Genomic DNA, 24,629 nt, shown 5'->3' on the forward strand with positions numbered 1-24,629 from the left:
GAGTATCTACTGTCTTGTTTGGTTTGCTGTCTATTCCGGCTTCAGCCCAGATCCCCCAGCTCAATCTGCACGATCCCCCGGTCATCCTGCACCTCAGCGATTCCGCCGATCAGATGCATCAGGCTGCCGAACTCTAGCTCGTTGAACTTGCGTGCCGCGTTATCCCGCTGCAGCTCCCAGAGACATTCGGCCAGCTCGCAGACCACCGGCACATCACAACGGATCTCCGCCAGCTCCCGGGAGAGATGCAGCATGTCGAGATCCGCTTCAATCTTGGCGCGTACGCCCTTGGGCAGCAGATGCAGGTTCTCAATGACCCCTTCCACCGTGCCGTATTCCGTCAGCAGCTTGGTGGCGGTCTTCTCGCCTATGCCCTTCACGCCGGGATAATTATCGCTGGTGTCGCCCATGAAGCCCTTCAGGTCGATCACCTGCGCAGGGGTGAGGCCCCGTTCTGCCAAAAGCTCAGCCGGATCATACACTTTATAGTTGGAGCGGCCTTTTTTCATAATCACGACCTTGACGCTGTCATTCACCAGCTGAAGCATGTCGTGGTCCCCCGTTAGAATATAGACCTCCGACTCCCCGCTGTAGCACGAAGCCAGTGTACCGATGCAGTCATCTGCCTCGTACCCCACCAGGCCGATATTCGGCACACCCAGCTCCGCCACAACCTCCTTCACGAGGTCGAACTGCGGGATCAGCTCCAGCGGCGCGTCAATGCGGTTCGCCTTGTACCCGTCATACTTCTCCGAGCGGAACGTGCCCTTGCCCATATCCCAGCAGCAGACCACATGGGAAGGCTCAAACGTACTCACCGCGTCGAAAAAATACTGCAAAAATCCATACACCGCATTCGTCGGCAGCCCGTCGCGGGTCTTGCGGATATATCCACCATAAGAGGTAGCATAAAAAGCGCGGAACAGCAGAGCCATTCCATCGACGATCATGACCCGGCCCTTCATTTCTGTTGCTGTGCTCATGTGTAACCTCTCCTTGTATTCCTTAATTTAGGCGTTGCTCCAAGCTTCAGCGTACTGGTCTTCCTTGTAGCCTACGGTGACCTTCTTGCCGTCAGTGACGACAGGCCGTTTGATCAGCATCCCGTGGGCGGACAGCAGCGCAAGCTGCTCGTCTTCGCTTAAGTCTGCAAGCTTGTCCTTCAGGCCAAGCTCCCGGTAAACCTCACCACTCGTATTAAAAAACTTCTTCAGCGGCAGCCCGCTGTGCTTCACCAGTTCGCGCAGCTCCTCCACGGTAGGCGGCTGCTCTGCGATATGCTGCAGCTCCAGCTCATGCCCTGCTTCCTTCAGCCATTTCACTGCGCTGCGGCAGGTGCTGCATTTCGGATATTGATACACCTTCAAGTTACTCATCGGCTTCTCCTTCGTTCCCCGTCAGAACCCCCGCATCTATGCCGCCAGATCAGCATCATACGAGTGCGGAGGCTAGTGGTAGTAGTTGATCGTGCTTCGAAATTATATTTAAGTGGAAATTGTACACCTGCTGCTCCTCAAACTGCACGACTGAAGGAATTAAATGGATTTATGACACTTAAATCAGCTGTTATCGTTACTTTGCAGTCCATTGGGTAATTTTAGCTGTACTTTTTCCACTTGCTTACCTCTAATCCGTCATATGACTGAGAATAAGTGCAGTCTCGCACTTAATTACTCTCAAGCCCGGCACTCCAGCAGCAGCAGCAGCAGCCGTATCCGGGATGTACGCATTCCGCCATTATTCCGTCAGCATACAGGTTCCCAGGCTCCAGATACCTTCGGATATCAGTAAATATCCGGTTCAACGGATTGCCGACTGCCGGAGCTGCTCCTGCAGGAGCACCATATCCGGCGGCAGCGGAGCCTCGAACACCAGCTCGGCATGTGTCACCGGATGCCGGAAGGACAGCCGCACCGCATGCAGCGCCTGGCGCGGAATGGCCGCGTCCAGCTCCGCGATCTGCGCGAGCCGGGCGGCGTCGTCCGGCGACAGCGCCGCGCCGTCTGCGGTCACCGCCAGCTCTTTCACCTGCTGCTTCTCGCCGCCTACGGTCACCGCCGACTCTCCCGCACGCCGCTCCTCGCCCGGCGCTGCCGCCTCCGCCCGGCTGCCAGCCGCCTGCCCATACAGCGGGTGACGGTACATCCCGTCACCGATCAGCGGGCAGCCGACCGACCCCATATGCACCCGGATCTGGTGGGTGCGCCCGCTCTCCAGCTTCAGCTCGACGCGTGAAGCGGCGCTGCCATAGACCTCCTTGACCTCATACCGGGTCAAGGAGGGATAGCCGTCCGGCGTCACAATCCGCCGGTGCGGCTCCAGCGGGTCGCGGTCGATCGGGCCGTCGATATCGCCGCTGGGCAGAGCCGGAACACCGTGCACGAACGCGGTATACCGCTTGTCCACCGTTCCGGCAATCATCTGCTCGGAGATGTGCTGGTGGCTGTACGGATTCTTAGCAATCACCAGCACCCCGGAGGTCTCCTGATCCAGCCGGTGTACGGGGCGGAAGCGGACCCGCTCGCCCTTCTCTGCCCAGTAATGGACCACACCGTTCGCCAGAGTCTCGGTATAATGGCCGTGGGTCGGATGGACAATCATTCCTGCGGCCTTGCTCACCACAAGCAGATGCCCGTCCTCATACAGAATCTCGAAGGGAATCGGCTGCGGCAAAATATCCTCTGACGTCTCCTCCTCCATCCGGATCTGGACCTGATCCCCGCTGCTGACCTTGACGCTGATATAAACACGCTCTCCGTTCAGGGTAATGCCGAGGTCTGTCATTTTGAGCCGGGAGAGCAGCTTGCGGGAGACATCCATCCGCTTTTGCAGGATGGTTTTGAGCAGCCAGCCGTCCTCGGACGGCGGCACGATATAGGAGATGGGCGGATAATAGCTGGTCATTTGTTCCGAAACACCTTTTTGCTGCGCAGATATTCTACTTCAGCAATCTCCAGCCGGGTGTTGGCGGCGCGGGCCAGGGCGAAGAAATAGTCGGACAGCCGGTTCAGATAGATTACCGCCTCAGGGTTAATCTCCGCACTGCGGCCCAGCGTCACTGCCCGGCGCTCGGCCCGGCGGCAGACCGTCCGGCAGACATGCAGCACCGAGGACAACTGGCTTCCGCCGGGCAGGATGAAGCGCTCCAGCACCGGATTCTCGGCCTGAAGCACATCGATCCAGCCTTCCAGGCGGGTGGCCATCTCGCTTTTTACCTTATAGCGGTTCTCACTCAGCTTCACGAACGCCAGATCCGATCCGCAGTCAAACAGCTCGTGCTGAATCTCCAGCAGCTGCTCGCGGACATCTAGAAACCGCTCGTCCTCCATCAGGCTCCGTGCCTGGCCAACGAAGCAGTTCAGCTCGTCAATGGTGCCGTAAGCCTCGACGCGGACATCGTCCTTGCCTACCCGGCCACCAATCACCGAGGTCTCGCCCTTATCCCCCGTACGCGTATAGATCGCCATGATACTTCCCTCCTAAGTTGCAAATCACATAGTAATAGTGTAATCGTTCTTAGGTAGGGTGGCAAACAAAGATCACCGTTTTCGATATGTAAATAACTCCCTTAAGAGGGAGACTTAATTGTCCTTTATTCAACCTGCCTCATGGCTTACGAAAAATAATGCAATACATCAGGCCCTTGCACACTTCCTTGTACGCTAACTCCAGCATCTCCGGCGGAATCAGCCCAAGCATCTCCGGCAGGTCCTCTCCCTCTGCAAAATACCCCTTAACCACCGGCACCTTCCCGTACGTTCCCTTCACCAGCTTCTGCGTCTCATCGGCAATCATCAGCCTGGTGCCCGGCTTCGCCACCCGGATCATCTCCAGTACCGCAGCATGCGGATCACTGAAATAATTGATTCCTCCGACATGGTACACGCAGTCAAAGCTGTTGTCCTGAAAAGGCAGCCTCTCAGCAGTCCCCTGAAACAAATGTGCCTCCAGCTTCCACCGCCGCAGATTGCGTACCGCCTGCTTCAGCATTCCGCTGGAAATATCCAACCCGTACAGCTCGGCCTTCACGTTTATGTACGGGAAATTATCGCCGCTGCCCACCGAGGTCTCCAGCACACGCTCACCGCCGCCCAGCTCAAGCGAAGACAGAAACTGCTCTCTATACCTGCGTTCTCCGCCGAACTTCAGCGCGAAATACAGCTTGTTGGACAGCCGGTAGAAACGGGCAATCCGGTTGTACAGCTCCAGGTACTTCCGGTTACTGCCTGCGGCATCCGCTTCCTCCATAAAAGCCAAATACCCGTGCTTCCACGGATACTGCCTCCCATTCTTTGGATTGACCGCGCCCGTCCCCTCCAACGTAAGCTCGTCATATGTATACGGGTCCCTCAACAGCTGATCATGCAGCATCAATATTCTCCTCTTTCCTATTACAGTACAGTTCCAGCCCGTACTCTGTAATGTTCTTGAATATTCATTATATGCCTACGGCTGGATGCGGACATCAGGCCCGGGTCTGCCGCCGTCTCCGCCTCTGGTCGTAACCTGCAAGCTCAGGATTTACGACATTATTTTATTTTTTTCGACAAAAAGTAACAACAAAATCAATTCTCCAGCCGATGATATTCAATAAAGGTATCAATAGCTTCACTATCTAATGGGGGGATTAACATGGCTAATGTTGTTCACAAGGGGATATCCAGGCTCCGGTTCAAAAGCATACGTATGAGAACATTTGCATTCATCCTGCCCATCTTTCTGATCACGCTGGTGCTGGTCGCTCTGTTGTCGTACATGTATTCCAAAAGCATTATCCAGCGCGAGGTTAAGCAAAAAATGAATGTGCAGATATCGGATATTTCTAACGAAATTAATGCGAACTTAAGTGTGCACAGCAAGGTTCCCGAGGTTCTGGCCAGGACGCTGGAGAGTCACGCTGCGGAATTCACACTGGATCAATACCGGACGATGCTGTCTAGTGCGCTGAATGCTAATCCGGATACATATGGTGTGGGCATTTATTTTGAACCCGGACGGTATGACAGCAAGCTGAAGTACTTCTCCACCTATGCCCACCGCGACGGCGACAAAATTGTGACTACCGAGCAGTACAATGACCCCGATTATAATTATCACGGGCAGAGCTGGTACACCATTGGCAGGGAGCATGCAGCGTTTACAGATCCATTCTATGACACAATTACAGGGACAACGATGGCTACGTTTGCTGTTCCTTTCCGGGATACCACGGATACCTTGCTGGGGGTGATGGCCGGAGATATTGATCTCAAGACGCTGCAGAGCAGGATCGAACAGACCAAGGTCGGGAATACAGGCTGGGCCTTCCTGCTGGACAAGCAGGGGAATTACATTGCCGGACCAGATGCCGAGAAGAATATGCAGCTGAAAATAACCGCCGAAAAAAGCGCAAGTCTGTCCGCAGCGGGAGCGGAAATGCTCCAGCAGAATCAGGGAATGGTAACCTATGCCGATTCCGGCGGGACCATTCAGATGTATTATGAAAAACTGCCGGATACCGGCTGGACCGTGGGTCTCGCCATGCCGGAACAGGAGCTGTATGCGCCGCTTAAGGGGCTGCTAAGGTCTATTCTGCTGGTTAGCTGTGCGGGTCTTATCCTGACGGTAGCTGCCGTGTATCTGTACGTACAGCCGCTATATTACCCATAAGCTGACTCGTGTCAATGCGATGTCCCGGCAGATGGCTGCCGGAGACTTCACGGGGAAGCTGGAGGTGGACAGTGTGGATGAATTCGGCAATATGGCCGGGCATCTGAACCAGATGATTACCAATCTGAGCAGACTCCTGGGGACCATTGCCGATCACTCCCTGCAAGTCGCCTCGACCTCGGAGGAATTAATGTCGAGTGCCAATCAGACCAATCACACCACAGAGGCTATTGTGGAGAATATTCAGGATCTGTCCGCCGGAGCGGATCAGCAGCTTCAGTCCACCCGGGAGTCTGCAAGAGCGATGGAGGAGATGGCCGCCGGTGTGCAGCGGATCGCGGAGGCCTCGATGGACACCGCCGCAGCTGCTGGGCGGGCGGCAGGCCAGGCGCAGAACGGGCATTCCATCATAACGGAGGCGGTGGACCAGATGGAAGAGATGGAGCGGACCGCCGCAGATGCTTCCAGCATGATTACCTCTCTTAGCGCACAATCCCAGCAGATCGGCAACATCATTGGTCTGATCAAAGGCATCAGCGATCAGACCGGCATGTTAGCCTTAAACGCGGCGATTGAGGCCGCCAGAGCGGGCGAATACGGACGGGGCTTCTCCGTGGTAGCCGGTGAGGTGAAGAAGCTGTCCGAACAGACAGCCGAAGCTGCCGGTCATATCAGCACCCTGATTCTCGAGATCCAGCAGGGTAACCGGGCAGCCTCAGAGGCGGTGCTGGCCAATGCCGGGGCCGTTCAGGAAGGCTCGCGGATGGTAGGCGAGGCCGGGCGTCTGTTCACGGATATTCTCGGCGGCATCGGCGAGATAAACACCCAGGTTCATGAGATGTCTGCTTCCTCCGAGCAGCTGCTGGCCGGAACCGAGGAGCTGACCTCCTCCGTGGCCGAGATGGCTGATGTGGCAAAACAGGCCGCAGAGCGTTCCCAGAGCGCTGCCGCGGCCTCCGAGGAGCAGCTCGCCTCCATGGAGGAGGTAGCCGCAGCCTCCACCGAGCTGGCAAAGATGGCCGATGGGCTGCAGCAGGCGGTGGCCACGTTCAAGGTAAACTAACAGAGCAACAGTGCTAACCCCCTGATAGGTCTTCGGACCAGCACAGGGGGTTATTTATATAGATTCGCTCCCCTCACTCCCCTTCAAAAAAGCCACGAGCTCCCGGTTGACCCGCTCCGGCTGCTCGTGATTCACGCCGTGACCGGCGTCCGGGATGACTGTGTAGCGGAATCCGCCAGTGTCCAGTGTTCTGGTGAGCTCCTGCTTCTGCTCCTGCTTCTGCTCCAGCTTATAATCGCCCAGAAGGAAATACAGCTGATCCCGGAACGTAACCGCTTTCTCTTGTTCGTAGGGCTGAAGCTTATGGGCGAACATTGCCTGCTGGTTATGGCTCTTCATTAACAGCACCAGATGCTCCCCGACTTCAGGGTGCTTGTCGAAGAGCCCTGAAGCCGGCGAGCTGAGCTTGCGGGCTGCCCTGAGCAGATTGCTGCTTGTAGGGATAAGAATCTCCGGGAACATCATCATCAACGTATGTATCATGCTTTTAATTGGAGCCGTGACCATTCCTCCCTCCATGCAGACAGCCCTCAGCACTCTCCCCGGTCCGTTCACCGTGTAATTGAAGGCCATATACGCTCCATTCGACACACCTGCCACGCAGAATTGTTCAAGCTTCAACCCGTCTGCGACCTTGTTGATCCAATCCACCTGATCAAAAGTCCGTTTATGGAACTTCTCACCTGGAACACTCTTCCCCGGCCCGCCCAGCGTATCTACTGCAATGCAATAGAAATGCCGGGACAGCTCCTTCATGTTCAGCAGCCACATCACGGCCGAATTATCGCCTACCCCGTGTAATAGGAGCAAGGGCGGTAACTCCGGCTCTCCCGCTGTTATACAATGAGTTGTCCCATAAGGGGTCTCCACATCAAGCTCCTGAAATTCCGTCCCCCACGCGTCAAGAAGCTCGTTATAGGACCTTAGAACCTGTTCTTTGCCGGCCTCGCTTTTAAATACCTTGATCATTTCAGACTCCACCTTCCGGTACTTCAATATTCAAAAAAAACGGACATCTCCCCAAAGGAAGACATCCGCTTCGTATAATCGTGCTGTATTAATTGCTCTTGCGGTGGCGGCCTCTCATATACTCATTAATTTTGAGATCCAGCAAGCTGCTGATTGCTATTACATTATCCGAGGTAAAGGAATTCTCCTGCATAAAGAGTTGTTCCATTCTGCTGCGGAGCATCTGAATTTCATCTTCCAGCGAGAGCCTGCGTGCATTCGCATCTCCTCTGGCGCGAGGTAGCCCGCTTCCGGAACCACATTTCCCGCCATAGGAGGATAAGTAATAATCTGCGCTCAGCACAATCACCCTTCCTAATAAAAGTATCGCGCGTCATACCGATTAGAACCGTGCAGTTCTATGCGACCAAATATGAAGCGCCTTTATTCCCGGAATAAGAGGGCCATGTAAGTGTATTACAGGTGTTTCTTGTCCTTAGAGTAAAATAATACCATATTAGAAGGTGATCGGCTATAGTTCGATTTACTTCTTTGTCGAGCCTTGTCAGGCTCCTTCCCGGGCCAGCTGTGAGACCAATGCCCCAATTCGCTCAACCGCTTCATTCAACTGGGACACCGAAGTGGCATAGGAGCAGCGCAGATAGCCTTCCCCGCCCAGGCCGAAGACACTTCCCGGAACAGCAGCGACCTTATATTCGAGCAGCAGACGCTGGGCGAACTGGTCGGAGGTCAGCCCAGTGGCCTGGATACTCGGGAATGCATAGAAAGCACCCTGCGGCTCATGACACTCCAGTCCCGCGTCCCGCAGCCCCTTGACAATCAGCCGGCGGCGCTGGTTATAAGAGTCTGTCATACGGTCCTTCTCTTCCATCCCGTTAGTAAGTGCCTCAAGCGCAGCCACCTGGCCCATCGAAGGCGCGCACATGACGGTATACTGGTGAATCTTCAGCATGGCAGAGATCAGGTCCGGGTGGCCGCAGGCATAGCCCATCCGCCAGCCGGTCATGGCGAAGGCCTTGGAGAACCCGCTGACCAGAATCGTCCGGTCAAGCATCCCCGGCAGCGAAGCGAAGCTGACATGGTTGCTTCCATACGTAAGCTCGGCATAAATCTCATCCGAGATGACGATAAGATCATGCTTCTCGACCACCTTGGCAATCGGCTCCCAATCCTCACGGCTCATGATCGCGCCTGTCGGATTGCTTGGATAGCAGAGAATCAGAATCTTGGAGCGCGGGGTAATTTTGGCCTCCAGATCTTCGGCAGTCAGCTTGAAGTTATTCTTCCCGAAGGTTTCAATGCCGACCGGAATCCCGCCGCCGATGGCCGTAATCGGAGAATAAGAGATGTAACAAGGCTCGGGAATCAGAATCTCGTCTCCCGGGGCGATCAGGGCACGCAGGGCCAAATCAATAGCCTCACTGCCGCCGACCGTGGCGATAATCTGGTTCGCCGGATCATACTTCACGGCGAAGCGGGTCTCCAGATACTCGGCAATACCCTCGCGCAGCTCGGGCATTCCGGCATTGGAGGTGTAGCCGGTGAAGCCGCGTTCGAGCGAATAGACGCAGGCCTCTCTGACATGCCAGGGCGTCTTAAAGTCCGGCTCGCCGACACCCAGCGAGATAATATCCTTGCTGCCTGCCGCCAGATCAAAAAACTTGCGGATGCCCGAAGGCTGAATCTGCCGGACTAGCGGGGCCAAATAAGCGTTCATCGACTTGCCTTTATCTCCTGTGTGCTGAGCGTTATTAATGATCATGACATTACATCCTTCACGGAGATATCATCAGACGGTTGTCTTCCTCATGCTCTTCAAAGATGATACCGTCCTGTTTGTATTTTTTGAGCGTAAAATTAGTCTTGGTAGAGAGCACGGCATCAATCGGTGACAGCTTCTCAGACACAAAATTAGCGACCTCGCGCAGATTACGGCCTTCCACTTCCACCAGCAGATCGTAAGCACCGGACATCAGATAGACGGATTTCACCTGCGGATACAGATAGATCCGTTCGGCAATCCCCTCGAAGCCGCGGCCCCGTTCAGGCGTAATCTGTACCTCGATCAGCGCCGTCACCCGTTCATCATCGACTTTGTCCCAATTGACAACCGTCGCGTATTTCACAATGACATGGTCCTGCTCCATTTCGGCAATCACGGTCTTGACATCTTCTTCCTCCGCACCAAGCAGGGTCGCCATTAATGCCGTTGAGCTTCGCGCGTCCTCCTTGAGCAGTTCCAGCACTTTCCTCTTCAATTCATTCATTCTTAGGGCCTCCTGCAAAAAAGAGTTTAGTATTAATATGACATGAAAAGTACCGTTCTGCAAACAAAATAACCCCGCCGAGGCGGGGCTATAGGGCTTCATTCCCTTTGTATTTTCTCCTGCATGGCCGGGTAAGCGCTCTAATGCTTCACCGGGCCAGCGCCGGGGTTACATATAATAGGAACCATTGTGCTGCTGCTGGACGTTCGGCTGATGCTGCGAAACATTCGAATTCTGATTATAGGCTCCTGCCCCGCCTGTTTTCTCACGCACGAACTGCTGCAGCTTCTGCTGGGTCTGTTGGGCACTCTGAATCTGCTTGTCCACATCCTGACGCAGCGCTTTGCCCGGAGGGGCGTACATGTTCATTTGCGACATCTGCATGTACAATTCACCCTGAATTCTGAGGGTATCCATAGTCAAATCATTGAATACCCGTCTGACGGCGGGACAATTCGATTCTGTAGCTGCTGTGGTGTACTCGCGGACTGTCCGCTTCAAATCGGCCAAAATCGTATAGAGTAAATCTTCATCCGCCATAAACGGCGTTCCATTCTGTGCGTGCACGGTAAAACCTCCTTCAAAGTTTGTGGGTTCTGCCTGTTATTGCGGCTGCGATGGTGCGTATTGCTGATGCTGATGGAGCAGCTGGACCAGCATATCCATGTGGTGGGTATGACTCTGAATCTGCTGGATGCAGATCCCCTGCACGGCAGAGTTCTGAGTGGTTCCGGCTGTAGCCGCGAGCTGCTTAATCAGCAAATCCTCATTGGAAATGGAATCGGTGATGTATTCCAACTCTTTTCCGCTAAGTGCCTGCATTTGGTTAGATTGCATGTTCGGTAGTCCCTCCTTCTGGTTGTTCAAGCGTTCCTTAGTATGCTTCCGGGGAAGGCTGTTTATGTGCCGGAAGGTACATTAAGCAAGCTCACACTTGATGAATAATCTTTAGGGACTTGACGCATGAGACTCTTCAATAGTGCAAATAATACTACTCTGAATGACATAGAGGAGCGAACAGATTTATGAAACTCGTCAGCGGGCAACTGCCCTGGGAACACACACTGCCCGAGCCTCCGGTATATCCGGTACTTGCGGAAGACATTACCTGTGACTGCCTGATTGTAGGCGGCGGGATGGGCGGAGCGATGATGTCTTACCGCATGTCCCTCACCGGAGCAGATACGGTTCTTATCGATAAAAGAACGATCGGCGCCGGAAGCTCCCACGCCAATACGGGACTGCTGCAAATCGCCAATGACAAATCACTGACTGCCTGTATGAATACCTTCGGGGAAGAGAACGGTGTGCTGTTCTACAGACTCTGCCAGCAGGCCATGCGTGCGATTCTGGAGCTGCCCGGAAAGCTGGACATCGATCCGCAGATTATTGAGCGCAGCAGTCTGCTGTATGCCAGTACGCCGGAAGATGTTGGTATGCTGAAGCTGGAGAATGAGAATCTGGTGAAGCACGGCTTCCATTCGGAATTCTGGGAGGAGGAGACGGTCCGCGCCCATTATGCCTTCTCCAAACCAGGTGCGCTATATTCCAAAGGAGATGCGGAGACCAATCCGCTGCGGACGGTACACAGTCTGATTCATAAGGCGCACTCCGGCGGGGTACGGATCTATGAGCATACCGAAGCCCTTCATTATGAGTACAACGCAGACGGTGTAATCTGTCATACCGGACAGGGGCGGATTGTTGCGAAGAAGGTTGTCTTTGCTATGGGGTACGAGACCCAGGAGATGAAGAAGGACAGGGGAGCAGAGCTGATCAACACCTATGCTATTATGACTGAACCTCTGCCCGCTCTTCCGAAATGGCACGAGCAGAGCCTGCTCTGGGAAACGGCCCGGCCTTATCTGTACTTCCGGACCACCCCGGACGGACGGATTATCGCCGGCGGCAAGGATGAGCAGCTTACCAGCGTGGATCGGCGTGAGGTAAGGGTCCTCTCCCAGTGTGAGCGTCTGGTCGAGGAGGTTACGGCCCTGTTCCCGGAACTTCAAGGAATCAAGGCCGAATATTCCTGGGGAGCGGTCTTCGGCTCCACCCGTGACGGGCTGCCTTATATGGGGCCGCACCCGGAGTTCCCGCACTGCTACTTCATTGAAGGCTATGGTGGAAACGGTACGGTCTACAGCATGATTGCCGCCGAGCTGCTTGCAGATACGCTGGCCGGCAAGAGCCGCCCGGAGCTGGAGCTGTTCTCGCTGACCCGTTCGGCGAAGCCTGCGCCCTCCCTGGCGATACAGCCATAACGCTGCAACACAGAAAGGGATGCCCGCATAGCCTGATGGCTGCGGAGCATCCCTTTTCCGTTGAATACTTATGCAAATAACGATATAGAAGAATAATAGCTTATTGCGCTTTTACAAATTCAGCCGACTTGATTCCTGCCTGACGTCCGAAGATAATAATCTCGGCTACCGAGTTACCCCCGATGCGGTTCTCGCCGTGTAGCCCGCCGACCACTTCTCCTGCCGCGAACAGTCCGGTAATCGCCTTGCCGTCTTTGTTCAAGACTTCTGTGTTGGTGTTGATCACCACTCCGCCCATCGTGTAGTGAATACCAGGGCCGATCTGAATGGCATAATACGGAGCACCGGACAGATCATTATCCATACCGGTAGTTCTGCCGAACTCGGCATCCGACTTACTCTTCACAGCACCGTTCCAAGTATCCACGGTAGTCTTAAGTGCAGCGGCCGGAACCTTCATCTGATCCGCCAGTGCCTCGATGGTATCTGCGGTCTTGACCACACCCATCTTGATGTATTGATCTACCGCCTTGACACGGGATTTGACTCCGGCGTTGAATACAAGATAAGCGGATTTCTCAGAAAGCTTATTAATTGAAGCCGTTACCTTGTCACGGGTATCCATCTCGTTGCCGAAGCGCTTGCCTTCAGCAGATACAAGAATAGCTCCTTCGCCCCGGACCGCTTCACCGATCAGGTAGGATTTCTCCTGCTGCACGGTCGGGTGAACCTGAATCTGATCCAGGTCTACGGTAGTTCCGCCGACTTTCTCGATCATGGCGATGCCGTCGCCGGTACTGCCAATCTGGTTAGTGGTGACCAGACCTTCCAGGTCCGGTCTGACTTTGGAGATCAGCTCCTTGTTGGCACCGAAGCCGCCGGTGGTTACGATAACTGCTGCTGCGCTGATCGTTTTGTCGTCGGCCTGGTTGAACAGCACCTTCACGCCGTTCACCTTACCGTCCTGTACCGTAAGCTCCTTCACATCCGCATTGACGAACAGCGGAATTCCCTGCTCCTGAACATTGCGGACGAGTCCTGCTACAAGATATTGTCCCACTGCCGAGCCGTCCTCCGGACGATGGGTACGCTTTTCCTTCATTCCGCCGGTAATGGTGATGTTGTTCAAGCGAATGCCAATCGAATCCAGCCAGTCAATGGCACTTGAGGAGTTATCCACGAAGAAATGAAGTAATTCCTTGTTGTTCGTGTCATGGCCGCCTTTTAGCGTCTCATTATAGAACAGCTCGTTGCTGTCTTCGATGCCCTGCTCCTTCTGGAACTTGGTCTGTGATGCATTCATCCCCGAGGAGGATTTCGTTGTATTCCCGCCAGCCATCGGCATCTTCTCCAGAATCACCGGGTTCATGCCGCTTGCCTTCGCTTCGAGCGCCGCAGACATACCTGCTCCGCCTGCACCGACAATGACGATATCGTATTTATCTTTTAATTGATCGTACGGAGTATAGCTCGCTTCGGATGCTCCCGACACGGCTTCTGCTGTCTCTTTAGGTGCAGCCGTTGCTGCAGGCTCAGTGGTCGCGCTGTTTGTTCCCTTGCTCTCATTCTTGCTGCTGCCCGCATTGTTGTTTCCGCAGCCTGCAATAACAAGCATAACGGAGAGAACGAGGATAAGCGCCGCTGTTGATCTCTTATTCATGTAAGTCTTGCCCCCTTGTGCATATTTTCACAATTATCATAGCGTCAAAGAAGCGGTTTGTGGAACCTTCCGTAAGTTATTAAAGAGTTTTGTAACTAAAGTAATCAGCGTGTGCCTTTAAATGTTCACACGCCCTCCTCTTCCTTCACCTCATATGGCACATCCACGATAAAATGCGCTCCCGGCCCGCAGCCGGCGGCAAGCTCAAGATGGCCCTTGAGTTTGTCTACACTTTTCTTCACCAGATATAGGCCGATGCCCCGCTGTTCACCCTTGGAGGAGTAGCCCTGAACGAAGATCTTCTCCCCCAGGCCCGCCGGAATTCCCGGACCGTTGTCGCTTACCTCGCATAGCAGCCGCCCCTCTTCATATTGAAAAGCAAGCTCCACCCGCTTCACAGGTTGCTCACGGAGCTCCCCCAGCGACTCCAGGGCATTATCCAGCAGATTTCCAGCGATCGTAATCAGCTCATGAATCACCTGCGGATCAGCCGGCTCCGGCAGATAGCTGTCTCCGGTCAGCAGCAGCTCCATCCCCGCTTCGCGTGCCCGGCTCAGCTTCCCCAGCAGAAATCCCGCCATCACCGGGTCCTTGATCTGTCTCGTAATCGACCCGATCTCCTTCTGGTAATTGCTTACCGTTCCCAGAATATATTGCTGCAGCTCATCATACAGGCCCATATGGGTCATGCCCATAATGACATGCAGCTTGTTCATGAACTCGTGGGCACCGGAGCGCAGCGCTTCTGCATAGACCGAGACTCCCGACAGCTTCTCCGCCAGCACAGCCAGCTCGGTCTCATCCCGGAAGGTGGCAATCGCGCCAACAATAGTACCGTTAACACGGACAGGAAGACTGTTCACCAATAGAGAGCTGTCCCCCAGCTCCAGCTCCTGGTCCTGTATTCCCTCTCCCTCAGCCAATACCCGCTCCAGACCCAGCTCCGGCCAAAACTCGGCAATCTGCCGGTTCATCGCGCTCCCGCCAATCCCCGCTGCCCGCAGAAGCCGCTGCGCCTCCATATTAAGGATGGTAATCCGCGCCTGCTGATCTACGGCAATAATACCCTCACGCGTGGATTCCAGCATCGCACTGCGTTCCTGGAGCAGCTTGGAGATGTCCTCCGGCTCCATCCCGAACACCATCCGCTTGATCTGGGCCGCCAAAATGAATGCTCCCCCCGCTCCCAGTAAGGCTCCCGAGACCAGAATCGCAATAATCGTCCACTCATTCAGCAGAACCAGCCGCTCGACCCGCTCCAGGGACAGACCAGCAATGACCACACCCACCTGATGCCCCCGGTTGTTATAGACCGGCACGAAGCCGCGCAATGATCTGCCGAGCGGCCCTGCCCCTTCGGAGATGCTCTCCCCTCCGCGCAGCGATATCTCCTGGCCGCCTCCCGCAAAGGGCAGTCCGACCAGCGAGGCATCCGGATGGGAGTAGCGGATACCCTTCATATCTGTCACTACCACGAACATAATATCATTGCGGCGGGCGATCCTTGAGGTGTAGTCCTGAATCTCCTTGCTGTTGCCCTCACTAAGCCCCTCCGAGACCAGCGGAATCAGGGCGATAGTACGGGCAATCGTAATCGCCTTATCCTCCAGCGCCTGCCGGGTCTGTGGAATAATCTGATTCCGGAAAATAAAATATAAAATCAGCAATACCAGCAGGACAACGGCAGACACCATAACGGCGATCATTGTGCGCAGACTGTAGTTTTTTTTCCTGGCCACTGGTGCGAAGACCTCCCTTCATGTCCCATATTCCTATACCATTCGAACTATATTAGTTGAACTTGAATTTGTAAAGCTACTCCCGGGGATCGCTTCGGGGGGATGGAACAATGAAGAAGCAAGCCCAACCGTTCTGCCGGAGACAGGAGGGCTGGGCTTGCTCGGGTGATATGACCACAACTCTTTTATAAGCAATTGAATGATGGCTTACTGCTTCTTGGCCTGTTCCAGCGCCTGGGTCACCGCTTCAATAATCCCGCCGCTGGAGCCGGAAGCACCGGAGAGGGCGTCTACGCCTTCTGTGGTTTGCTTTTCAATAATTTCAGGAATGGTATTCTCCACGGCCGCATCGATCATCGCCTGCGTCTCCTTATGCTCCTCTACGGTAATGGCGTCGATCTTCTCATCCTTGATTTCTACCGCCACTTTAATATCACTCTTGACCCCTTTGCCTGTTCCATCATACGTCCCGTCCACATACTTGCCGGAAGATGAAGAGCATCCCGCCGTAAGTACTGTTGCAGCCGCGAGGGCAGAGAACAGCAAGGTTTTTGTCCACTTGTGCATGAGTAATTTCCTCCTTCTGTAAATTCCTATTTCTTAAGTGCCTTCACAGCTTCATCCGCTGCAATCCGGCCGAAGGTAGTGATGTCTGCCAGTGCATTCCCGCCCAGACGGTTCGCGCCGTGTACCCCGCCGGTTACTTCGCCCGCAGCATACAGCCCGGCAATGACCTGATCCTTGGTATCCAGCACCTGAGCCTGAGTGTTAATCGCTACTCCGCCCATGGTATGGTGGATTCCGGGTGTTACCTGAATTGCATAATATTTACCCTTTTCAAAAGACAGCTCAAGATCCGGCCGTTCAAACTCTGTATCCTTACCGGAAGCAACGAAGCCATTATACGTATTCAGTGTATCCGCCAGTGCTTTGCCATCTACACCAATCTGTGCCGCCAATTCTTCAGGTGTGGCCGCTTCTTTGACCAGATCCATTCCAAAATAAACCTCGGTGGCCTTCAGGTTCGCACGCAGCTCATCATTGAAGATCAGGTAAGCTACTTTGCCGGACTGGGCCAGGATATTCCGGGACACGACATCGCGGGTCAGCAGTTCATTCGTGAACCGTTTGCCTTCGCTATTGACCAGAATCGCACCGTCTCCGCGTACCCCTTCCGTGATCAGCACGCCTTGATTCGGAATGGTGGTCGGATGAATCTGGATCTCCTTCATGTCTACTAGCTTGGCACCGATCTTCTCTGCCATCGTTGTACCATCGCCGGTTGCGCCTGGATGGTTAGTGGTAGAGAACCCTTCCAGCTTCGGCTGGTACCCCTTGATCATGTCCATATTGGCTCCAAAACCGCCAGCCGCCAGGATAACGGAATTCGCACTAATCGTGTACTGCTTGCCATCCTTATCCGTCACCTTCACGCCGGTAACCACGCCGTCCTTATTCTTGACGATCTCATCGGCCGTCGTCCGCAGGCGCACATCAATCTTGTACTCCTCCAGCTTCTTCTTCAGCGCGACTACGATGAAATTCCCTGCCGCTTCCCCGCCTGCCGGACGGTGAATCCGGTTCACGCTTGCCCCGCCTGCGCGTCCCACTTCAGACAGCTCGGCTCCATTCTCCTTCAGCCACTCCACTGAAGCCGCCGCACCGTTCGTAAGCGTTCTGACCAGCTCCGGGTTATTGAGGTTTTTGCCGCCCTTCATGGTATCCTCGAAATGCAGCTCGGGACTGTCTTTGATGCCAGCCGCTGCCTGATAAGGTGTTCCTGCCGCATTCAGCCCGCCTTCCGCACGGACGGTGTTGCCTCCAAGCATAGGCATTTTTTCGATCAATATCACCTTGGCTCCCTGATTATGCGCTTCAATGGCAGCAGTCATTCCCGCGCCGCCGCCGCCGATAATTACGATGTCCGTAGACTCCCCTTTGGTGCTGTTACATGCAGGCAATACCACCAGACTTGCCAGCAGCAACCCTTTGCCCAGCAGACTTCCCCATCTCTTTCTGTTCATTCTGTTCTCCTCCAATTATTATTGTGCATATTTTCACAATCATCATAACCTGAAGGAGCCCTGACAAGAATATTTAGTAATTAAAGAAATGATAAAGTAAATAAAGGTAGTGAATTTGCTTGAATGTGTTTATAGATTTATAATTGGAGCTTATACAACCGTATCACTAGGAGGAGCAGAAACTATGGAAAAAAGCGAAAAATATTGGCTGGCCGGTGCTGTTCTGGCTGTAGCCGGTGTCTCCCTGATGAGCTACACCGCAAGCCGCTATACTTCATTTAAAAGAGTAGTTGCCCGAACCATCCGTCTGGAAGATATCGCTGCACTGGAAATTACCCGCCTGTCTTCTGTTCCCGGTGAACAGAAGGATGTTGTGCTCACCGAGCCGGAAGCGATTAAGCGGATCTACGATGATTTCTCCGGCGTCCGCCTGATGAAATCCGCCCGCAATGTCAACACAGACAACAAGTACAGCTATTACATGACCATCGTCCAGGCCGACCGGAAGCAGCGGTTCGACATTATTTTGAAGGGCGAGCATCACATGATTATCTATGACAATGACATGAACAACCCGCACCTGGTAGCCTACAAAATCATTAACGAGTTCAGTCCGCTGGCTCTGCAGCAGGCCTTCGATTGATTCTGCGCACGCTTATGTATGGCATAGCTTAATAACCTTCACAGCTAATGTGACGGCTATATGGAGTCATGGAACGCCTGGGGCAGCCTTGGGACAACCGTGACTCCGTTTTATTTGTGCGGCCGGCTCCCTTGCTCATTCGTATATTTTTCCGGCATACAGTATGCCTGCGATGAAGCTCCAGTCGATATTCTGCGGCGCGGGCCGCTTCAGATTCTCATAATATCCATCCATATCCTCCACCCAGGATTGGACTCCTTCCAGATACAGCTCCACACTGCCATTCTCCCATTCACCCGGATTCGCGCTGTAATCCTTAGCCAACAGACCAAGGAATGCTGTGAAGTCTTCCCTGCTTCTAACCTTCTTCAGTGCTTCATGCAGTTCCATGCTCCAGCTCCTTCCACCCTTAGCTACTTATAGATATTTACGGATAAGTTCATGCCCTTCAGGTCTCACCTTATACATATACACCGGCCTGCCTACCGCCCCGTAGCTAAGCTCCATCTCCAGAATGCCTGCCTCCGTCAGAAAAGCCAGATATTTGCGGACCGAGATCCGCGAGATTGGCGCATGGCTGCTGATATCCTCCGTGGAGAACACCGGGCTCTCCAGCTGTTTAATCGTGCTCCAGATGCTCTCCAGTGTGCCTTCGGCAAGTCCCTTGGGCAGCGGCAGCGCAGCGAACCTCTCCTCTTCTGTCCCCAGCGAATGCCGCAGCAGCTTATCCAGCTGCTCCTGGCTGAGATGCTCCTTGTGCATCAGCTTATAATCTTCACGATACGCCGACAAGGCCGCCTGAAAGCGGGCAAACTCAAACGGCTTGATCAAATAATCCACGGCCCCGTTCTGCAGCGCCTTGCGGATGCTGGCATTGTCACTGGCGGCGGAGATCACAATGATATCCACCTTGCTCCCCTGCTCCCGCAGAGTAGAGAGCAGTTGCAGCCCGCTGACACGCGGCATATAAATATCCAGCAGAATCAGATCCACCTGCTGTTCCTCCAGCAGAATCAACGCCTCATCCCCAGTCACAGCCCAGCCTACATATTCAAAGCCCGGAACCTGCTCCAGATAATGGCGGTTGAACTTCGCCACCATCGGGTCATCCTCTACGATCAATACTTTAATGTTCATGGGTTCTCCTTGTCTTTTGTGCAACTATAACTAATATAACGACCATATTATTTATCCATTTCTAAAAGAATGACCGAATCGTCACTTAAAAAAGTATCCGCCGTTAGTTCATTTTGCAATAAAACCATCAATACCTTAGTTACTTTGGAAAAAATTGCTTCGCTAGAACCAACTACGCTGTGGGCACCACAAGCAAATGTAATTCTTCCTGAATAAAGCCACTTTGATTCAATAGCAATTTCTTTTGCAGAATTTAGAATTATTTCAGCATATTCAGCAGGAATACCTGAATAGATGTTTTCTTTACCCTGCTCTAATTCAGAATGGAACATAGAGTTGGAACTATCCCCTATTACGGTTTTTATTATTAACTTTGATGTTTGATTAGCTATGAATTCTATTCCCAATAACGCATAGTATGAACTATTCCGTGGAAGTTTCAATTCCAAAGCCAGTTTTTTATCCTCAGAAACTATTGGTCTAGACAGTTCCAATGTAATTTCAAGTTCTTGGCCCAATTTAATAGGGATTGAAGGTAACTCATTTTTCCATATAACCGCTTTTCTAAACTTGCCCAAATCATTAGTAACTTTCAATTTTCCCCATCTCCAGGTCATTTGGTCCAAATCGGTAAACAACCTTAAATTCGTCTTCAAATTCTTTAAGTAATAATACAAATGATGCCAATAAAATCACCCCGTGGTCCCCATCTTAAGTATTCCTAAGGTTCGTTTAATAGAATTCTCCACAGGATACGGGGTCTCCTTAGACAACAGATCCATGCTGAACGTCCCGGATTGTATCGCTTCCCTGGTATCGGCTACGTACTCTGTGATGTCGTGAATCTCTACAATCCATCTATGAATGTAATTATGCACCATCTCGCCTCTTAAGCCTAACTGGATGGCTCTTCCCGGTAATTTGTTCCCATGGATATCTCTGTCAGGGTCCCATTGACATCTCACTTGGGAATCCTGTAACTTCATATGCCATTCCTCTTGGGAAACGTATAGGTCAGGATCATATGAGGACAGGACTACCTGTGACAAAATATGATTGAAGCCCTCTCTGGTGATATCAATCGCCAATATCCGTTCCTGATCCGTTTTGGTCGCCCACCCTGCCCGGTACATCATCCACAAGAAGGACGGCTTAATCCAAGTCATTCTATCTATTCTAAAAGAAGGTCCGAATTGTCCAAGCCTTAATACCTCATCTGCAATTTTGTGATTATACGCTTGGTATACTCTGACCGTTTGATCATTGTAATGGGCCATGATTATTCTGTCTTCTGCATCTATCGTCCGTTCCAGTTGTTTTCGCGCAGTTGTCATTTGAATAGTTGCCTCCGAATATTTTTCAATGCTGCTCCCATCAGTATATTCTGTCTCTGCTATTCAGTCTAACTTCAAAACAACACTTTCTCCCAAATATAAAAATGCGGCTTGGGATAGATGAGATTCTTCTACCCTTAAGCCGCTATTAATCCTTATTCAAAACCCCAAAGACTCGCCAACGAGGATAACCTTTATTCTCCCCGCTGTTTTACACATTCTTGTTTCGACGATGTAAGAACAGATACAATCATCTGATTTACAATCTCCGCAAGCACCATTGATTAGGCAGGGCGTTTTTTGCGGCGAATGTAAAAATGGGCTGGATGAAACCGAACAACGGTTTGCATTAATGGGGGCGGCATAGGTTCTGGCTCTTATCACTGCGTCTTCAGCCGTCTTGCAGACCTTATTCATCCCAACGACAGCAACCACACTTCTCGGTCCAAAAGTAATCGCTGCCACCCGATTGCCCACACTGTCGATATTGACCAATATCCCATCTTCGCTGATAGCGTTAAAGCTGGTTAAATAGGTGTCGCACAAAAGAGATTGGCGCATGAGATCATAACGTTCCTCCATGGTCTGCGCTGTATCACGGTCAGTGACTGTATAGCTGCCTTGACATACCCGATTAAGAAGCCCGATTTCCTCAAGTGTGACTGACCCGCCCCATGATACTGAGGACTGCTCAGGAATCAAGGATAGTGCCTTTTCTACAGCTTCAATGGCATTATCACAATAATAAGCCTCAAACTTTCTGTTTTGCAGGTTTTTAATGACCTTGGAGGCTAACAGCCGGTTTCTCGCTTTGATTGAATCTTCTTTCGCTTGCATTGTTCTTCCTCCGTTCTGACGTTAGACAAGGTGGCTAAACTTCGTGTGTATGTATGATTAATATAGTATAGTAAAAATAAAAAGGATGTTGCACGTGCAACGAGAAGCCTCTTATGAATAACTTAGATTCCCTATGTCAATCACGTTTATTTTCAGGGATTTCCTTAAGTGATATATCCCAAATGCTTAAACGTCTGTCAGCCACACGGAAAGAATATGCAAAAGATGAGATGGTAGTCCGGGAGGGCGATTTCGTTGATGATGTCGGCATCATATTGCAGGGTACCGCTCAAAGTACGAAATTGAACGTCAAAGGAAAACAAATTATTGTATCCCTCCATTACCCTGGTGGATATACCGCTGTCCTAACAGCGGCTAGCCGTGGAAGAAGATGCCCTATGTCAGTGCAGGCCATAGAACCGCTTGAAGTTCTGTTTATTCCTATCCAAAACATATTGAGCCCGTGCACAAAGTTATGTATGGCACACGAACAATTACTTGGTAATCTTTTCGATAGTATTGCCGAGCGGGCGTTAGAACTGCATGACCGGAATGATTGTCTGATTATGCCAACTATTCGGGATAAGGTTTTAACTTATTTAACAAGAGTTAGACGTGAAGCTGGAATGGAGACTTTTACGATTCCCTTTGATCGGGAAGCAATGGCCGAGTATCTGGATGTAGACCGCAGCGCCTTGTCCAGAGAGCTCGCATGGATGAAGCGGGACGGCTTGATTGAGTTCTGTAGAAACGAATTTAGGCTATTGCAACAAGCAGCAGAAAAGGATTTTCACTAAAGGAAAGCAGGGCTGGTGTCTTCGCTTATGTAGGGTTGTCGTTATGGGGGATTTCTCCGTGTATTTAATTCTGATTGGATGATATTGGGGATGGTTTCACGAAGGCTTTATTCCTTAGGATTATTTATCTCCAACCATAATTGCTCCGTATTCCAAAGGGTCAAACCCCAATGGCCAAACGGTGTTATCATCGAACATGGCACCTTCTAAAAGGCAATCTTGTATCCTTTCGCACACCATATTAGCTCCCATTAATTTTGAACCTTTAAAATCAGTCTTCCATACATCAGCTCCGACTAAAATAGCATTATTTAAGTTAACATTACTTAAGATAGCTCCTGTTAGCTTGGCATTTGTAAGGTTTGAAGACTCTAAATTAGAATTTTCAAGCATCGCCACCATTAATAAAGCGCTTGTTAAATTCGTTCTACTTAAATTTGCCTCTCTTAGCTCAGCACCACGTAAATTGGTTCCGATTAAACTTGCTCCGCATAAATTCTCTTTATTTAGTATAGCTCTATGCAGGTTTAGATTATCCAAGTTTGATTGTTCAAGAGAATCTACATTTAGTTGTATGGGTTCATTTGCTATGCTATAAATAATAATTACATTCACACTCCTTATGTATTATTGTTGCCCACTGATAAAAAAATTTTAGTATTTCCTCAAGATTCCCCGGACCGCCCACACCAGTAAAACATCCATCTTGTTTTTTACAATAAATCCAGTCATCATCAGTTCGCTCTATTCGAACTACATCCATCTGTTTATTCTCCATCTCCAACCCGTCTAAAGTTATTGCAACATGCCAACCGGGATTGTCAATAGAAGTAATTCTAATGCCACCAACATGTTCCCATTCTCCATCGCACTGTGAGGCGTACCATTCTTGTAACCATCTTAAAATTTCCATTCATTGCCCTCCTATATGGTTGCCTTCTTAAGGATCTACTCTCTTATTGGATCAGTAAAATCATTTTCATCCCTAGTCTGGAGAACCTACTACTTCCTGTTCGTACAGTCTCAGCGCATTACTAGCTAATCAAGGTTTAATGAAGACTGTATCTTACTTTAATCTTTCACTGGGACATACTCACAAGGATTTTTAACAAAACCTTACCAAAATCCCCATAGCCTTCCGCAATCTGAACATTAAAAAAACATGTTCATTTCTTGATATAAATCTTCTGAATAAATACTTCTGTGATAATTATTGTAATTCACATCCGAAATAAAGTTATATTGTATTTTGTTTGGGATTTCTTGTAGATTCAGAATCTTCCCACAACTACACATCATTTTGGGCATATCGATATCTCCTTTAACTCAACTAGTTAAATATTTTTCACCTTACATTTACTTTTAAAATATTCAACAGCGTTCTCTTCATTGAATAGAGTAGAGGTGCAATGTTTAAAATAGCCTTCCTATCCGAGCGGCATATTGTACAGTTGCGAGTAAATTCGGAAAAACCGTAAGGAAACGAAGATAAAAAAACAGGTTAATTATGGTAGTATCTGACCATAATTAACCTGTTAAATGCAATGGAATAGCGTTATTTAAGCAATAAAACTAAAGCATTTGATGTGCGTACAACCGATATGGAGAAATCTTTATACGGGTATTACATAGGTTAAATGTGTTGTTGATTTAATGATAAATTCATTCGGCATTGGATAGCCCCTCCGACTTGTTCAGTGTAGTGAAAATGGCTGTATTTGTTGAAGCAACAATCCCTTCTTCTAAGTCCTTCCTTTTATCAACCGGAATATCATAGAATATATATCCCACAATCTCATCGCTCGTATTTAGTAATAACTCAATGTTTGGTAAAACTAGTCTTCGTGTAATTTGTTCGATGCGTTCTAGCAGAAAGAATAGTTTATTATCACCATACATGACTGTAAAATTATCTTTTGAGTCTATAATCTTTTTACCGTTCCATACATCAATATCAATTATTGGATTCCCTATACATTTAGGTATATCACTAAAATTTGTTAGTTCTTTCGAAGAATATTCAATGTCGTTGATAGATACTATTGTAATACTAAATATTTTCTTTGACTCACTGTTTACTTTGACTTCAATGAAAGATGATTTGTTATTAAATATCCTGTAATAAAATAACTCCTTTGATGGAATATCATTTAAAGGAAACTCAACGGTTATAGGTACGTAAAAGTCTGTCTCCAAATAAGATTTTATCTCATCTTGTGATATCCCTTGTAATTTTAGCATCTTCT

The 24,629-nt window shown here is 50.9% G+C and carries 28 protein-coding genes; 5 read left to right on the forward strand and 23 right to left on the reverse strand.

Annotated elements, in window-relative coordinates:
• Positions 1-41: 41 nt before the first annotated feature.
• The 5 genes from ACFSX3_RS05755 to ACFSX3_RS05775 all read right to left on the reverse strand — a co-directional run bounded on the left by ACFSX3_RS05755 (position 42) and on the right by ACFSX3_RS05775 (position 4,371).
• Positions 42-983, reverse strand: coding sequence for a 5'-3' exonuclease (locus ACFSX3_RS05755; RefSeq protein ID WP_209991452.1), 942 nt, complete (start codon positions 981-983; stop codon positions 42-44).
• Between the two features lie 27 nt (positions 984-1,010).
• A complete protein-coding gene (locus tag ACFSX3_RS05760; protein ID WP_209991453.1) occupies positions 1,011-1,376 on the reverse strand; it encodes an arsenate reductase family protein in 366 nt (121 codons plus the stop codon).
• A gap of 424 nt (positions 1,377-1,800) precedes the next feature.
• On the reverse strand, positions 1,801-2,904 hold the full coding sequence (locus ACFSX3_RS05765) for an RluA family pseudouridine synthase (RefSeq protein ID WP_209991454.1): 1,104 nt from the start codon (positions 2,902-2,904) through the stop codon (positions 1,801-1,803).
• On the reverse strand, positions 2,901-3,467 hold the full coding sequence (locus ACFSX3_RS05770) for a cob(I)yrinic acid a,c-diamide adenosyltransferase (RefSeq protein ID WP_209991455.1): 567 nt from the start codon (positions 3,465-3,467) through the stop codon (positions 2,901-2,903). The genes ACFSX3_RS05765 and ACFSX3_RS05770 overlap by 4 nt, the downstream gene beginning before the upstream one ends.
• Positions 3,468-3,606: 139 nt before the next feature.
• Positions 3,607-4,371: a class I SAM-dependent methyltransferase gene (locus ACFSX3_RS05775; protein WP_209991456.1), complete on the reverse strand. Its 765-nt coding sequence runs from the start codon at positions 4,369-4,371 to the stop codon at positions 3,607-3,609.
• A 261-nt stretch (positions 4,372-4,632) separates the two neighbouring features.
• Here ACFSX3_RS05775 and ACFSX3_RS05780 point away from each other — a divergent pair, with 261 nt between their 5' ends.
• Both ACFSX3_RS05780 and ACFSX3_RS05785 read left to right on the forward strand, forming a co-directional pair.
• Positions 4,633-5,649 (forward strand): PDC sensor domain-containing protein, encoded by a 1,017-nt coding sequence (locus tag ACFSX3_RS05780; protein ID WP_379312706.1) that lies wholly within the window; start codon positions 4,633-4,635, stop codon positions 5,647-5,649.
• A 19-nt stretch (positions 5,650-5,668) separates the two neighbouring features.
• Positions 5,669-6,712, forward strand: a complete 1,044-nt coding sequence (locus ACFSX3_RS05785) for a methyl-accepting chemotaxis protein (RefSeq protein WP_209991458.1) — start codon at positions 5,669-5,671, stop codon at positions 6,710-6,712.
• Between the two features lie 54 nt (positions 6,713-6,766).
• Here ACFSX3_RS05785 and ACFSX3_RS05790 read toward each other — a convergent pair whose 3' ends face one another.
• The 6 genes from ACFSX3_RS05790 to ACFSX3_RS05815 all read right to left on the reverse strand — a co-directional run bounded on the left by ACFSX3_RS05790 (position 6,767) and on the right by ACFSX3_RS05815 (position 10,785).
• Positions 6,767-7,681 carry an alpha/beta fold hydrolase gene (locus ACFSX3_RS05790; protein ID WP_209991459.1) on the reverse strand — a complete coding sequence of 305 codons (915 nt, stop codon included), beginning with the start codon at positions 7,679-7,681 and terminating at the stop codon, positions 6,767-6,769.
• Positions 7,682-7,769: 88 nt separating this feature from the next.
• Positions 7,770-8,024, reverse strand: a complete 255-nt coding sequence (locus ACFSX3_RS05795; RefSeq protein WP_339223379.1) for an aspartyl-phosphate phosphatase Spo0E family protein — start codon at positions 8,022-8,024, stop codon at positions 7,770-7,772.
• Positions 8,025-8,225: 201 nt separating this feature from the next.
• On the reverse strand, positions 8,226-9,443 hold the full coding sequence (locus ACFSX3_RS05800) for an aminotransferase class I/II-fold pyridoxal phosphate-dependent enzyme (RefSeq protein ID WP_209991460.1): 1,218 nt from the start codon (positions 9,441-9,443) through the stop codon (positions 8,226-8,228).
• Between the two features lie 13 nt (positions 9,444-9,456).
• Complete coding sequence (locus tag ACFSX3_RS05805; protein ID WP_036696743.1) at positions 9,457-9,948, reverse strand: Lrp/AsnC family transcriptional regulator; 492 nt, start codon at positions 9,946-9,948, stop codon at positions 9,457-9,459.
• 168 nt (positions 9,949-10,116) lie between these two features.
• Positions 10,117-10,515: a spore coat protein gene (locus ACFSX3_RS05810; protein ID WP_209991461.1), complete on the reverse strand. Its 399-nt coding sequence runs from the start codon at positions 10,513-10,515 to the stop codon at positions 10,117-10,119.
• A gap of 36 nt (positions 10,516-10,551) precedes the next feature.
• Positions 10,552-10,785, reverse strand: coding sequence for a hypothetical protein (locus tag ACFSX3_RS05815; RefSeq protein WP_209991462.1), 234 nt, complete (start codon positions 10,783-10,785; stop codon positions 10,552-10,554).
• Positions 10,786-10,973: 188 nt separating this feature from the next.
• Between ACFSX3_RS05815 and ACFSX3_RS05820 the strand changes: the two genes are divergently transcribed.
• The gene (locus ACFSX3_RS05820; protein ID WP_209991463.1) at positions 10,974-12,212 is read left to right on the forward strand and encodes an NAD(P)/FAD-dependent oxidoreductase; all 1,239 of its coding nucleotides are present in this window, start codon (positions 10,974-10,976) and stop codon (positions 12,210-12,212) included.
• Positions 12,213-12,312: 100 nt separating this feature from the next.
• Here the strand turns inward: ACFSX3_RS05820 and ACFSX3_RS05825 are convergent, their stop codons facing one another.
• The 4 genes from ACFSX3_RS05825 to ACFSX3_RS05840 all read right to left on the reverse strand — a co-directional run bounded on the left by ACFSX3_RS05825 (position 12,313) and on the right by ACFSX3_RS05840 (position 17,635).
• Positions 12,313-13,872 carry a flavocytochrome c gene (locus tag ACFSX3_RS05825; protein ID WP_209991464.1) on the reverse strand — a complete coding sequence of 520 codons (1,560 nt, stop codon included), beginning with the start codon at positions 13,870-13,872 and terminating at the stop codon, positions 12,313-12,315.
• 125 nt (positions 13,873-13,997) lie between these two features.
• The gene (gene dcuS / locus ACFSX3_RS05830; protein ID WP_209991465.1) at positions 13,998-15,611 is read right to left on the reverse strand and encodes a DcuS/MalK family sensor histidine kinase; all 1,614 of its coding nucleotides are present in this window, start codon (positions 15,609-15,611) and stop codon (positions 13,998-14,000) included.
• A 207-nt stretch (positions 15,612-15,818) separates the two neighbouring features.
• Positions 15,819-16,178: an FMN-binding protein gene (locus tag ACFSX3_RS05835; protein ID WP_036696731.1), complete on the reverse strand. Its 360-nt coding sequence runs from the start codon at positions 16,176-16,178 to the stop codon at positions 15,819-15,821.
• A 26-nt stretch (positions 16,179-16,204) separates the two neighbouring features.
• On the reverse strand, positions 16,205-17,635 hold the full coding sequence (locus ACFSX3_RS05840) for a flavocytochrome c (RefSeq protein ID WP_209991466.1): 1,431 nt from the start codon (positions 17,633-17,635) through the stop codon (positions 16,205-16,207).
• Positions 17,636-17,819: 184 nt separating this feature from the next.
• On the opposite strand from ACFSX3_RS05840, the gene ACFSX3_RS05845 reads away from it, so the two are divergent.
• Positions 17,820-18,278 carry a hypothetical protein gene (locus tag ACFSX3_RS05845; protein WP_209991467.1) on the forward strand — a complete coding sequence of 153 codons (459 nt, stop codon included), beginning with the start codon at positions 17,820-17,822 and terminating at the stop codon, positions 18,276-18,278.
• A gap of 135 nt (positions 18,279-18,413) precedes the next feature.
• Here ACFSX3_RS05845 and ACFSX3_RS05850 read toward each other — a convergent pair whose 3' ends face one another.
• The 5 genes from ACFSX3_RS05850 to ACFSX3_RS05870 form a co-directional block, all read right to left on the reverse strand.
• Positions 18,414-18,668, reverse strand: coding sequence for a DUF7660 family protein (locus ACFSX3_RS05850; RefSeq protein WP_209991468.1), 255 nt, complete (start codon positions 18,666-18,668; stop codon positions 18,414-18,416).
• 27 nt (positions 18,669-18,695) lie between these two features.
• Positions 18,696-19,415, reverse strand: a complete 720-nt coding sequence (locus tag ACFSX3_RS05855) for a response regulator (RefSeq protein ID WP_209991469.1) — start codon at positions 19,413-19,415, stop codon at positions 18,696-18,698.
• A 47-nt stretch (positions 19,416-19,462) separates the two neighbouring features.
• Positions 19,463-20,011 carry a hypothetical protein gene (locus tag ACFSX3_RS05860; protein WP_379257152.1) on the reverse strand — a complete coding sequence of 183 codons (549 nt, stop codon included), beginning with the start codon at positions 20,009-20,011 and terminating at the stop codon, positions 19,463-19,465.
• 96 nt (positions 20,012-20,107) lie between these two features.
• Positions 20,108-20,749 (reverse strand): DUF4291 domain-containing protein, encoded by a 642-nt coding sequence (locus ACFSX3_RS05865; RefSeq protein ID WP_209991471.1) that lies wholly within the window; start codon positions 20,747-20,749, stop codon positions 20,108-20,110.
• A gap of 159 nt (positions 20,750-20,908) precedes the next feature.
• Positions 20,909-21,586: a lactate utilization protein gene (locus tag ACFSX3_RS05870; protein WP_209991472.1), complete on the reverse strand. Its 678-nt coding sequence runs from the start codon at positions 21,584-21,586 to the stop codon at positions 20,909-20,911.
• Positions 21,587-21,699: 113 nt separating this feature from the next.
• Here ACFSX3_RS05870 and ACFSX3_RS05875 point away from each other — a divergent pair, with 113 nt between their 5' ends.
• Positions 21,700-22,383: a Crp/Fnr family transcriptional regulator gene (locus ACFSX3_RS05875; protein ID WP_209991473.1), complete on the forward strand. Its 684-nt coding sequence runs from the start codon at positions 21,700-21,702 to the stop codon at positions 22,381-22,383.
• 120 nt (positions 22,384-22,503) lie between these two features.
• Here the strand turns inward: ACFSX3_RS05875 and ACFSX3_RS05880 are convergent, their stop codons facing one another.
• From ACFSX3_RS05880 to ACFSX3_RS05890, 3 genes are all read right to left on the reverse strand, one after another.
• Positions 22,504-22,998 carry a pentapeptide repeat-containing protein gene (locus ACFSX3_RS05880; protein WP_209991474.1) on the reverse strand — a complete coding sequence of 165 codons (495 nt, stop codon included), beginning with the start codon at positions 22,996-22,998 and terminating at the stop codon, positions 22,504-22,506.
• Positions 22,976-23,296 (reverse strand): immunity 53 family protein, encoded by a 321-nt coding sequence (locus ACFSX3_RS05885; RefSeq protein WP_209991475.1) that lies wholly within the window; start codon positions 23,294-23,296, stop codon positions 22,976-22,978. Before ACFSX3_RS05885 ends, ACFSX3_RS05880 begins: the two co-directional genes overlap by 23 nt.
• 749 nt (positions 23,297-24,045) lie before the next feature.
• Positions 24,046-24,624, reverse strand: coding sequence for a hypothetical protein (locus tag ACFSX3_RS05890; RefSeq protein WP_209991476.1), 579 nt, complete (start codon positions 24,622-24,624; stop codon positions 24,046-24,048).
• Between the last annotated feature and the right edge of the window lie 5 nt (positions 24,625-24,629).

This window comes from Paenibacillus rhizoplanae, from assembly GCF_042684125.1.
Lineage (GTDB): Bacteria > Bacillota > Bacilli > Paenibacillales > Paenibacillaceae > Paenibacillus_AQ > Paenibacillus_AQ rhizoplanae.